Genomic DNA, 11,568 nt, shown 5'->3' on the forward strand with positions numbered 1-11,568 from the left:
GCTCAGACCGACAGGCTGTAACGGCTTATATTGCTCAACAGAAAGGGATCGCCACTGACGACCGGACGACGTCCGGCGTCGCCCATGGCGTGCCGCAAAAACGTTTGGGTCCGCTCGTGGGTCGGACGCTGGAATATCTGCTCGGGGCTGCCGTGCTCAACGATCAGGCCGTTTTCGGTGAAATACACGACGTCGCTGATGTCCTCGGCAAAGCGCATTTCGTGAGTGACCAGCACGCAGGTCATGCCTTCTTCGGTCAGCTCACGGATCACCGTCAGCACCTCGCCGACGGTCTCCGGGTCCAGCGCCGACGTCACTTCATCGAACAGGATCAGCTCCGGCCGCATGGCCAGCGCCCTGGCAATAGCGACGCGCTGCTGCTGGCCGCCGGACAATTGGCCGGGATAAGCATCGGCTTTGTGTTCCATGCGTACCTTGGCGAGCAGCGCCCGGGCGTGCTTCTCGGCGTTCGCATGGGTTTCGCCCAGCACCTTGCGCGGCGCAATGACCAGGTTTTCAAGCACCGACAGATGCGGGAAGAGATTGAACTGCTGAAACACGAAGCCCACACGTTTGCGCAGTTCGATGCGCTGTGCTTCGTGCTTAAGCGCGTGGACATCGGTGTCACCCACGCGAATGCTGCCGCGTTCGGCCGCCAGTAGCCCGGTGATGCAACGCAGGATGGTCGACTTCCCCGAGCCCGACGGGCCGATGATCGAAACCGCCTGGCCACGCTGCACCTGCAGATCGATACCCTGAAGCACGCGGTTGCTGCCGAACGACAGGTGAACATCGCGCAGGCTGATCAGGGGTTGTCCCGCGTCCGTTTCAGGAGAAGGCATAGCGGCGCTCCAGGCGTTGAGTAAGGCGTGAAATCGGGTAGCACCAGGCAAAGAACAGCCCCAGCACGCTGAAATAAATCAGCACCGTGAACCCGGTGCGGTTAACCGTATTGCTGGCGATCTGCGCGATGTCGATCAGGTCATGCACACCCACCAGTGACGCCAGCGCGGTGCCCATGGTGATGACCGCGTACAGATTCATCCACGGCGGCAACATGCGCTTGAAGCACTGCGGCAAGATGATCGACCGTACAATCTGCCCGCGTGTAAAGGCCAGTGAGCGCGAGGCTTCCCATTGCGTATCGGGTATCGACGCCATGGCGCCGCGAAAGACTTCCGCAACATTGGCGCTGGCGGGCAAGGCCAGGCCCAGGGTGACTTTTACCCAGTCGGGAAACGCGATCCAGGTGGTGCCGATGTGCAATTCAAAGGGAAACACGTAGGTGGTGAAGTAGATCAGCACCAGCCAGGGTGCATTGCGAAACACCTGCACCCAGATGCGTGCCGGCAAGCGTGCGACCCGGAAGGGTGACGCCGACAACGCACCTATCATCAGCCCGGCCACCGAGCCCAAGGCAATTGCCAGCAGACTGATCACGATGTTTTGCCCGAACCCTGAGGCCAGCGCTGGCGACCACTCCAGTAACGCGACGAAGGCCGGATTAACGGGCGCGCCAAACGCCATCCAGAGCACCACTATTACTGCCAACAGAAGCTTGCCAGGATGACGACGAGGCCAGGAGATCGAAGCGGCGGCGGGATAATCAGTGGCCATAACCGGGCATCCTCAAGCGGGCTTCCAGGGCACGGCCCGCGCAGTTGACGATGAAACTGAGCAGACCAAAAAACGCCAGCAGTAAAATCATCAGCTCCAGCACGTTGTCGCTCTGAGTCCAGATCATGATCGAGGCATAGGTGATGTCGCCCACTGCAATTGCGGACGCCACGGCGGTCATTTTCACCAGGTCGATCAGGTTGTTGATCAACGAGGGCAAGGCGAAGCGCAAGGCCAGCGGTAGCTGCACGTTCCATAGCAACTGTCGGCTGTTGAAGGCCAGCGAACTCGCGGCCTCCAGGGTCACGGCCGGCACCGCTTCGATGCCGGCGCGCAGGGCCTCGGCATGGAACGCGCCCTTGTGCAGCGAGATCACGATGACCACCCAGGCAAATGGGGTCAGCGGGTTGGCAGTGCCAATGGCCTGGGTCAGGAGCATGTTCAACACCAAAAACGCGCAGTACAGCTGGACCAGCGTCGGCGTATTTCGCGTGACTTCGATGAACACCCGCGCGGGCCTTGCGATCCAGACCCTGCCACTGGTGAGCATCGAAGCCAGCAGGAGGCCGGCTGCCAGGCTGCCGACGATGGTGACGGCGCACAACGCAATGGATGTCAGGGCACCGTTGACCAATGAAGCGCGTTGGTAAGCGTCCAGCAGGAAGCCGTAGTTCAAGCCGAACCTGGCGGCTGTCTGCACCAAAAGCTCGAGCAGGTGAGTCATGCCCACGTCCCACCTTTAAAGCCCAAAGTCATGCCCCTGCAGCCTGAAATTTGTCGTGCAGTTCAACCAGCGCAGGAGAAGGCGGACTGATGTGATGGCGCTTTTCAGCGTCGATCAGCCAGCCCGTGCGGTGCCAGCCCTTGACGATTGAGTCGAGCCTGGCCTGAGTGTCGGTCTCGCCGGGACGCGTCCAGATCACCGACGGCGCAGGATTGAGTTCGGGGCTGATGGCGCGGTAGTTCTGCCATTCCGGGCCTTCAGCCACCAGAGGATTGATTAGCGTGGCGTCGTGAACCGCGGCCACGCAGTTGTTGCCGCGCAGAGCAAGCAACGACTCCGACGAGCTTTTGAACGCTTTGATGTCGGCCCCAAACCCGGTCAGTGGCTTGATGTAGCTGCTGCCCTGAGAGGTGCAGACGGGCTGGTCTTTGAGGTCTTCCCAGCGCGTGATGGCGCTGTCTTTGAGTACGGCCGCCGTGCCGCCGACGCGATAAAACGGCGTTGGCACAAACCCCAGTTGCTCGCCGCGCTCGACGGTCCACTCCATGTTCGCGATCAACAGGTCGACCTTGCCCTGTTGCAGAAACTGCACGCGGTTGGCCGGCAGCACCGGCACCAGCTCAACCTCGGCACCCAGCTGGCGAGCGACGTCTTCGGCCAAGTCGACGTTCAGGCCCTTGGGTTTCTGCGTCATCGGATCGATGGAGCCAAACGGGCCGCCGGAGAGCAACACACCGACCACCACGCGGTGTCGCTGCTGGATCTTGTCCAGCGTAGCGTCGGCCTGAGCGGCCACGCTGCCTCCGAGCATGGTCAGCGCAGCGACGAACAACGGCAGGCAGCGAGCAACTGGCGAGCGCGTGTATGGCATGGATTTCCCCTTGGATGTTCATCGGATCGGCGCTTTCAAAAAGCGCCCTATGTGACCTGCATCCTAGGGTCGCCACGCTTGCAGCGGAAATTCAAATATCAAATATGGTTATAACTTTCCGGTTTTTTCAGTCGTCTCTTGGTTCGTTAGATCCCGAATCCGCTCGGTATCTCTAGCGTTTGCTCGACAGGCGCGCGAGTGATGCATAACGATTTCTGATGCATCAAACCCAAGCGCTGATGTAATTTGCATGCTCTCGAAGCACACACGGACCGCGGTCGGTGCAATCAGCCTCTCTTCCAACGGGGAAACTTGCGATGTCTGCCACTCTTGACCTCGAACTGCTGCGCACCTTCGTCGCCGTTGTCGATCACCACAGCTTCGCCGGCGCTGGCGCGCAGCTTTCCCGAACCCAGTCGTCAGTGACCCAGCACATGCAGCGCCTGGAGCAGCAGGCCGGCGTCAGTCTTTTCCAGAAGCAGGGTCGCCAGAAGCATCTTACCGAGGCGGGCCGCCAGCTGTTACGGCATGCCCGACAGATGCTCTCGCTCAATGACGAGGCACTGGGTTCCCTGCACGAAAGCAGCCTGAGCGGCGTGCTGCGCATTGGCTCGCCTCACGACATCGCCGACACCATTTTGCCGCCGATCCTCAGCCACATCGCCCGCTCAGCGCCAAAACTCAGGCTGGAGATCGATGTAGGCCGCAGCCCGTTTCTGATGGAGGATTTGCACCGCGGCAAAGTCGACATGGTGATTTCCACCCGCGAAGATTCGGCCCTTGAAGGGTTTGCCCTGCGCACTTCACCGGTCTGGTGGATTTGCTCGGCGCAGTACCTGCACGTCCCCGGCGAACCGATCCCGCTCATTCTTGTGGACGAGCCCAGCATTTATCGGCGCTACGCCATCGAAGCACTGGAGCGCGCCGACATCGCCTGGCGTCAGGCCTATCTGGCGTCAAACCTGATCGGCATCAAAGCCGCCACGCGCGCCGGCCTTGGCGTCACGGCGCGCAGCATGGAAATGCTTGGCCCGGACATGCGCGTGCTGGGGGAAGCCGACGGCTTGCCACGATTGCCCGACGTCACTTATCACTTGTGGATTCGCCCTAATACGGTGAACCCACTGACGCGCCGGGCCTATGAGTTGATTCGTGCCAGTCGGGGGCTATAGCCAACCCAATCTCTCTGGCGTCGAATCCCTCACTGCTTCGTTTGCAGTTGACCTTCCAGCCAGCGTTTCAAATCCGCAACCTCAGTCGTCGTAATGGTATGCCCTGCCCCGGCGTAGGAATGAAACTCCGGGACGATCAGCAGATTCTCAAGCACCGCCCGCGCGTCGGTCGCACCTGAGTAGGCAACACGCGTATCAGCCGACCCGTGACCGATGAACACCTTCAACGGCTTCAGGCGCTCGTCGGGCTTAAGCCGTGAATGGAGCGCCGCGAGGATTTTGCCGCTCAGCGGCGCGATGCCATGCACCAGTTCCGGGTATTGCAGTCCGATCTGGTAGGTCATCATCGCGCCTTGGCTGAAGCCGACCAGCACCACTTTGTCGGGCTGAGTGCGGTACTTCTCGGTCGCTTGCTGGATGAACGTGCGCAGCAGATCGGTGCTTTTGTCGACATCGCTGGTCACGCCTTCGTACTCGGCTTGATCGGTGTCCTGGGTGAACCACTTGTAACCGCCACCGTCGACTTCTTGAGGGGCGCGCACTGACAAGTAGGTGTAGTCCGGCGAGAGGTCGTTCTTGATGTCGAGCAGATCACGCTCGTCGCTGCCATAGCCGTGCAGAAAGATCACCAGAGGCTTGTTTCTGGTTTCAGCGGGCGCCGCCGCCAGGTAGGGCAGCGCAAGGTCGGTGAGCAGTGCCGGCTCTGCATGGGCCAGGCCGGTAAACATGCACAACAGTGCGGCGAAAAACTTCATCATGGGGGCGAGCCTTTTTGCGAAAAACGTCGGCCCCATCATACGCAGCATGTCGCGAATGTCAGCCCGTCAATGATCGGGCAAAGCTGTCGGCGGGCTGTACAGCAGGTGAAATTCTTGAGGAGGTCAGCGGCATTGATGCCAGCCGTACCGACGCCTTCGCCAGCAAGCCGGCTCCTACGGATTTTTGTGAGTGCCGCACATCTGAGCTGACACCGATATCCATTGCAGAAGCGCGCTTGCCCGCGATTGCGTTCCCTGCATCGGCATCGAATGGTCCGACGCCTTCGCCAGCAGGCCGGCGCCTACAGATTTTGTGAATGCCGCACATGTCTCCTGACACCGATATCCACTGTAGGAGCGCGCTTGCCCGCGATTGCATTCCACCTGCAACGTATCGATTGGCTGACACTCCACCATCGCGAGCACTCACCTTCAGTAGTGTGCCGCGATCACGGCGCCAACGCCTCCAGCCCTAAATGCTCTCGCAAGGTCGAGCCTTCATACGCGGTGCGAAACAGCCCTTTGCGTTGCAGATGCGGGATCACGCTTTCAACAAACTCACTGAAAGACCCTGGCAGATACGCCGGTGAAATCACAAAACCGTCGCAACCGCCCAGAGTAAACATCTCTGCCAACTGATCGGCAATCTGCGCGCCGGTGCCGACCAATTGCGGCACACGCACACTGCTGGCGAAAATCCTTCCCAGCGCTTCAAGGGTGGTGTCAGGCCCCTGCATCAACAACTTCTCGGCTGCGGCTGGCGGAATCAACGGCGAGCGGGCGATCTCTGCCAGCGTCGCTGACAGGGGAAACGGCGACAGATCCACATTCAGCTGCGAGGCCAGGGTGACCAGCCCCAATTCCGGACGCGCCAAGGCGTTGTGCCGGTCGCGCTTGGCGCGGGCTTCGGCTTCGCTGCCACCAATGAACGGCATCACTGCCGTCAACACTTTGCAGCTGTCGGCGGCGCGGCCTTGCTGCACCACTTGATTCCGTACGTCCTCGCGGAACGCCTGCATCGCCTTGAGATGTGGGTGAATGGTGAAAATTGCCTCCGCCCAACGCGCGCCGAAACGCCGCCCACGACCCGATGAGCCCGCCTGAATCAGCACCGGGCGGCCCTGGGGCGTGCGCGGGATGTTCAAGGGGCCTTCGACTTTGAACCACTCGCCGTGATGCTGCACCGAGGTGATCTTTGAAGGGTCGGCCAGCACACCGCTTTCCCGGTCCAGCTTCAACGCATCCGGCGCCCAACTGCGCCACAACTTGAGGGCCACTTCGACGAACTCGTCGGCGCGGTCATAGCGCAGGTCATGCTCAAGATGCTTGTCTTTACCGAACAATCGCCCTTCGCTGTCGTTCATTGACGTGACGATGTTCCAGGCAGCGCGACCTCTGGACAGATGATCCAGAGTCGCGAACTCGCGGGCGATGTGCGCCGGCTCGTAGTAGGTGGTCGACCGGGTCGCGCCCAGGCCCAGCTTGCGGGTCTGGCCGACCAGATACGACAGAATCGGCAACGGGTCCAGGCGCGTGGCGTCCTGCGCGCCATAACGCAGTGCGAGGTCGCGTGAGCCGCCCATCTGATCGCCGACGGCCAGACGATCGGCAAAGAACAGAAAGTCGAATAACCCCTCCTCCACCACGCGCGCCGTGCGGGCGTAGTACTCGGGATCAAGGTAATTGCCCACTGTTTCGGGGTGGCGCCAGACGGCATGGCTGTGAACGACCGGCCCGGTCAGCAGAAACGCCGACAGATGAATGTGACGACTCATATCGCGCTCCTGATTCAATGGGCCTGCGGCGTCCAGACGGAGATGTCGGACACATGGAGGGGTTTTGGGATCATGCCGGCTTCGTAATAAAAGTCGGCAATGCGCTGCTGTTCTGCCAACTCATCCACGTGGACCGGCACGATGTCGTAGCTGCGCCGGCTGTTGGCCAGTTCAACGGTTTGCGTCGGGATGTTGCCCCACAGCGGCGCCAGGTTCGCCGCCGCTTCTTGCGGATGACCTTTCACCCATTGCCCGGCCTGATGCAGAGTGTCGAACACCACCTGCAGGACCTCGGGGTGCGCTTTGGCGAAGCTCGTATTGGCCACATAGAAGCGGTTGTAATTGGCGATGCCGCCGGTGCCGTCGGTCAGCACCCGAACATGGTGTTCACGCTGCTGAGTTGCCAGGAACGGGTCCCATATCGCCCAGGCGTCGACTTTGCCGCTGGCAAACGCCGCCACACCGTCTGGTGCCTCCAGATAAACCGGGGTGATGTCCTTGAGCGTCAGTCCGGCTTTTTTCAGCGCCGATATCAACAGAAAATGGCTGCCCGAGCCTTTCGAGACGGCGACGGTTTTGCCCTTGAGTTCGGCCACGCTGCGAATCGGTGAGCTGTCGGCGACGATAATGGCCTGCGCGGTCGGGGAAGGATTCTCACGGGCGTAATAGGTCAGCGGCGCATTTGCCGCTTGCGTGAACAAGGCGAACGCGTCGGCAACGTCGGCATGCAAGTCCACGCTGCCGGCATTCATCGCGCTCAACAGACCGCTGCTGAACTCATGCCAGCTGACCGTAAAGCCCAGAGGCTTTAGCCGCTCCTCCAGCTGGCCATCATTCTTGAGCAGGATCCACAGCGTGGAAGACCGTTGATACCCGATGTTGATGACTTGCTCGGCGTGGGCGGTGACAGTGGCCAGCATTAACGCGGCGGCCGCGATGACGTTTCGCAGGGACATGACGATCCTTAAGGTGCGGGACGGCGGTGCTCAGCGCTGAAAGGCATAAGCCCAGGCTGAGTGATTCGCTTTCATTATAAAAACCTTTGCAGGTTATGAAAGAAACGTATAGCTCTATGCTTATTCCCGGCGCACAACGGAACGGCTGAAGCGGCGGCAGGTCTAGGGAGGAGCACAACTGTGCGTAGCCGAACCGAGGAATTACCGTGAACATTTTTGAAGCGCTGAGAGAGAGCCATGAACGGCAACGCGGCTATGCCGACGCCCTGATCCAGACCCACGGTGCGAGCGAGGAGCGTGTCGAGGCTTACAAGCAGCTGAAAGCCGAGCTCCAGGCCCATGAAACCGCTGAAGAGCGCTTTTTCTATATTCCCTTGATGCAGCACGACAACGGCGTCGATCTCAGCCGCCATGCCATTTCGGAGCACCATGAAATGGACGAGATGATGGAAGAGCTCGACGAAACCGAGATGTCCAGCCCGTCATGGCTGGCGACGGCCAAGAAGCTGTCGGAGAAGGTTCATCACCATCTCAAGGAAGAAGAACAAAAGTTTTTTCAGGCGGCCGGGAAACTGCTGGACGACAAGCAGAAGCAGTCTCTCGCCATTGAGTATCAGAAAGAATATGAAGAACAGCTGGCTGAAGCCTGACGTTCCTGGTTTCAGGAAGCCCCGATTCGTCGGGGCTTTTTTATGCCTGTTTTTTGAGGTGCCGGATGTCGCAGGTGTGTGTTGAATGTCTGGTCCGTTCCGGGGAGCGGGATATCAGCGACGTTGGGATGGTGCGTAAGAAGCTGCACACCGTGATGCTTTGCTCTGGTACAGACTGGCTTGGAGGTGGCGTGTTTGCCGGGTTGAGCATGGACTCGTCAATAGCTGCGCGAATGTGTGCAAGGTGCTGCTCACTTTGTTTATGACCCCGTCTTGATGTTCGCTGACACGCCCTAAATTTTGCTCTAAGCCATTGATTTACAGCTAATAAATTCTTTCTGGCACACCCCTTGATATCTCCGTCGCCCCCCGGCAGGCATTCACGCCTGCCGGATCGGTTTTCGAGCACGGAGAGCATCCTTGGCCACCCCCGCACCCCAGCCTGCTACGGGCGAAACACGTCCCCCTCAAGTCGCCATCGTTCCCCTTGATCAGATCCAGCTGGAAGACGTCGGGCTGGGCGCGGCGAATGTCGATGCCTGGCTGCAGGAGATCAGCGGCGGCGTCGTGACGCTGGACAGGATGAAGACCGCTGCAGGCGCGTTGCCTGTTGTGGGCAATATCATGGCGCTGGTGGATGCGCTAAACGACATCGTCAGGCTGTCGAGCAGTGAACAGCGCGACCCGCTGGATTGGGTCAGTCTCGGCATCAATCTGATCGGGGTGCTGCCGTTCCCGCCGACCATGGCGGCGGCACGCATGACCCTGCGGCCGACGCTGTTTCTGGTGCGTCAGGAGATGCGCCAGGCCGGAAAGCTGGTGCTGGGCGACGGGCTGGTTGAAGTGCTGATCGGGCATCTGAATGCCGACATCGTCGGCACGCTGGATGACTTCGTGGCCCAGGCGCAGGCCAGGCTGCCCGGCATTCTGGATGAGGCAGGTAAACTCGGCGAAGAAATGCTGTGCCAGATCGCCCAGGGTCTGGAGACGCTGGTCAACGGCGAGCTCGATGCCCAGGCTAATTTGCTGGAAGCGGAGCAGTTGGTCCAGGCGGCTGGCGATCAGTGGGCTTACGACCCCGCGGCGGCGATCGGCAACATTTTTGTGGCGGCCGCGGACGTGTACATCGCGGCGGGCAAGGGCGCGGTTAATAGCGTTGTGGACCATCTGGTGCCCACGGCGCTGAAAGAAGAAGTGCTCAGGCAGGCTGCATCTTTGCGGGCCATGGGTGCAGAGCTTCGGGGCCAGATCGCCGGCTTGGCGGATCCTGCGGCTGAGCATTCCATCGGCTCGTTGCTGATGACCCTGGCTGGCGCCGTTGCCAGTTGGCGGTCGCGTAATGGACATGGTCAGTCAGTCAATATCAAACCGGGGCTGGTCAGTCAGGCCAAGCGTCGTGGGGGTGAAGGCAAGCTGGGGGTTGTCCAGCATGAAGCCGCTGCCAAGGGGCGACCCAACCCGAAGAAAAACTGCGTCTGCGACTCGACGATTCGCAGCATCAACTTTGCGATGGGTTCGGAGTCGGTCGCGCACACCGATTTCAGTCTGCCGGGGCCGTTTCCTGTTGAGTGGACGCGGACTTACTGCTCGAGTCTGGATGCCTACGATCAGGACGTCATCGGCGCACGCTGGATAACGCCGTTTACCACACGCTTTGACTGCGTGGACGATGGCTTGCTGTTCCATGACGCTGACGGGCGCAGCCATGAGTTCACCCTGCCCAAGGTCAAGCTGGCTCACTACAACGCCATCGAAAACCTCACGCTGATCCGCGTCAGCAACGACACGCTGGTGTTGTGCCGAGGGTTTGAGCGCCGGGAAACCTATGTCCGTCGGGGTGAGCGCTTTGTCCTCACCAACATCGTTTTGCGCAATGGCGCCGGGGCGATGCTGCATTACGAGCATCGGCATGGGGAACAGTCGGTGCTTTCCGAGGTGGTGACGTACTCGGAGAACGATCTGACCAAGGTCCATCTGCGCCTCGGCACTCAGACTGACGATCACGGCCACCTGACGGGCCTTTGGGAAATCCGCGACGGTGAGGTGAAACGGCAGCTGTGTGCGTACGAATATGACGCTGAAGGCGATCTGGTACTCGCGCAGGACGAGAACGGTTCGGCGTGGCGATATCAGTACGAAAATCACCTGATCACCCGTTATACCGACCGCACCCATCGCGGCATGAATCTGCAGTGGCAAGGTTCGGGGGCCGATGCCAAGGCTGTGCGCGAATGGGCGGACGACGGCAGTTTTGACACGCGGCTGTTTTGGGACAAAAACATCCGCCTGACTGTCGTCACCGATGCTCTCGGCCAAGAGACCCAGCACTTCTACGACAGCCTTGGCTACACCTACCGAATCCGCCATGCCGACAGGCGCTCGGAGTGGTTCTTTCGGGACGACGCCAAGAACATCATTCGCCACGTCCATACCAACGGCACGACCGACCGCTATCGCTACGACCGCCTCAGCAATCTGACCGAACACACCCGCGCTGATCACAGCGTGATGAACTACGCCTACGACGACAAAAGTCAGCTGATCAAAATCAGCGATGGCGAGGGTGGGCTGTGGCGGCGCGACTACGACGACAAGGGCGATCTGGTCGAAGCGGTTGATCCGCTGGAGAACACCACCGAGTACGCCTACAACCCGTTCGGGCTTCCTACGTCGATCAAGGACGCCAACGGCAACACAAAAGCGTTGACCTACAACGACGCCGGACAAATCGTCAGCTACACCGACTGCTCCGGGAAGGTAAGTGCGTGGGAATACGACGAACGCGGGCAGATGGTCTGCTTTACCGACGCTGCCGGACATAAAACCGAGTATTCCTACGCATCAGGCCAGTTGGTGCTGACCAAGCACCCGGATAAAATGGAGGAGCGTTTCAGCCGCGACGCCGAAGGTCGCCTGCTCGCCCACTCCGATGGTCTCGAACGCTGCACCACCTGGCGTTACACCACCGCCGGCTTCATCGCCGAACGCATCGACGCCGCCGAACAGACCCTGCGCTATCGCTGGGACAAACTCGGTCGTTTGATC

At 60.3% G+C, this 11,568-nt stretch carries 10 protein-coding genes; 3 read left to right on the top strand and 7 right to left on the bottom strand.

Going from position 1 to position 11,568, the window contains the following annotated elements; all coding sequences use genetic code 11:
• Nucleotides 1-2: 2 nt before the first annotated feature.
• From QRN48_RS22200 to QRN48_RS22215, 4 genes are read right to left on the bottom strand one after another with little or no spacing between them, the layout of a single operon-like run.
• Nucleotides 3-842 (bottom strand): amino acid ABC transporter ATP-binding protein, encoded by an 840-nt coding sequence (locus QRN48_RS22200; RefSeq protein ID WP_191945037.1) that lies wholly within the window; start codon nucleotides 840-842, stop codon nucleotides 3-5.
• Nucleotides 829-1,617 carry an amino acid ABC transporter permease gene (locus tag QRN48_RS22205; protein WP_285353328.1) on the bottom strand — a complete coding sequence of 263 codons (789 nt, stop codon included), beginning with the start codon at nucleotides 1,615-1,617 and terminating at the stop codon, nucleotides 829-831. Before QRN48_RS22205 ends, QRN48_RS22200 begins: the two co-directional genes overlap by 14 nt.
• Nucleotides 1,607-2,341, bottom strand: a complete 735-nt coding sequence (locus QRN48_RS22210) for an amino acid ABC transporter permease (RefSeq protein WP_191945035.1) — start codon at nucleotides 2,339-2,341, stop codon at nucleotides 1,607-1,609. The genes QRN48_RS22205 and QRN48_RS22210 overlap by 11 nt, the downstream gene beginning before the upstream one ends.
• 28 nt (nucleotides 2,342-2,369) lie before the next feature.
• Nucleotides 2,370-3,212 carry a transporter substrate-binding domain-containing protein gene (locus tag QRN48_RS22215; RefSeq protein ID WP_191945034.1) on the bottom strand — a complete coding sequence of 281 codons (843 nt, stop codon included), beginning with the start codon at nucleotides 3,210-3,212 and terminating at the stop codon, nucleotides 2,370-2,372.
• Nucleotides 3,213-3,529: 317 nt separating this feature from the next.
• On the opposite strand from QRN48_RS22215, the gene QRN48_RS22220 reads away from it, so the two are divergent.
• Nucleotides 3,530-4,384 (top strand): LysR substrate-binding domain-containing protein, encoded by an 855-nt coding sequence (locus QRN48_RS22220; protein ID WP_285353331.1) that lies wholly within the window; start codon nucleotides 3,530-3,532, stop codon nucleotides 4,382-4,384.
• A 29-nt stretch (nucleotides 4,385-4,413) separates the two neighbouring features.
• Here QRN48_RS22220 and QRN48_RS22225 read toward each other — a convergent pair whose 3' ends face one another.
• The 3 genes from QRN48_RS22225 to QRN48_RS22235 all read right to left on the bottom strand — a co-directional run bounded on the left by QRN48_RS22225 (nucleotide 4,414) and on the right by QRN48_RS22235 (nucleotide 7,873).
• Entirely contained in the window at nucleotides 4,414-5,142 is a 729-nt protein-coding gene (locus tag QRN48_RS22225) for an alpha/beta hydrolase (protein WP_285353333.1), read from the bottom strand.
• Between the two features lie 449 nt (nucleotides 5,143-5,591).
• The gene (locus QRN48_RS22230) at nucleotides 5,592-6,917 is read right to left on the bottom strand and encodes an LLM class flavin-dependent oxidoreductase (RefSeq protein ID WP_285353335.1); all 1,326 of its coding nucleotides are present in this window, start codon (nucleotides 6,915-6,917) and stop codon (nucleotides 5,592-5,594) included.
• Nucleotides 6,918-6,931: 14 nt separating this feature from the next.
• On the bottom strand, nucleotides 6,932-7,873 hold the full coding sequence (locus QRN48_RS22235; protein ID WP_285353337.1) for an aliphatic sulfonate ABC transporter substrate-binding protein: 942 nt from the start codon (nucleotides 7,871-7,873) through the stop codon (nucleotides 6,932-6,934).
• A gap of 206 nt (nucleotides 7,874-8,079) precedes the next feature.
• Between QRN48_RS22235 and QRN48_RS22240 the strand changes: the two genes are divergently transcribed.
• A complete protein-coding gene (locus QRN48_RS22240; protein WP_285353339.1) occupies nucleotides 8,080-8,523 on the top strand; it encodes a hemerythrin domain-containing protein in 444 nt (147 codons plus the stop codon).
• Between the two features lie 420 nt (nucleotides 8,524-8,943).
• Nucleotides 8,944-11,568 (top strand): DUF6531 domain-containing protein (locus QRN48_RS22245; protein WP_285353341.1); only part of this gene is annotated, 2,625 nt, incomplete at its 3' end.

Origin of the sequence: Pseudomonas sp. ME-P-057 (assembly GCF_030208975.1) — a bacterium.
GTDB classification, from domain to species: domain Bacteria; phylum Pseudomonadota; class Gammaproteobacteria; order Pseudomonadales; family Pseudomonadaceae; genus Aquipseudomonas; species Aquipseudomonas lutea.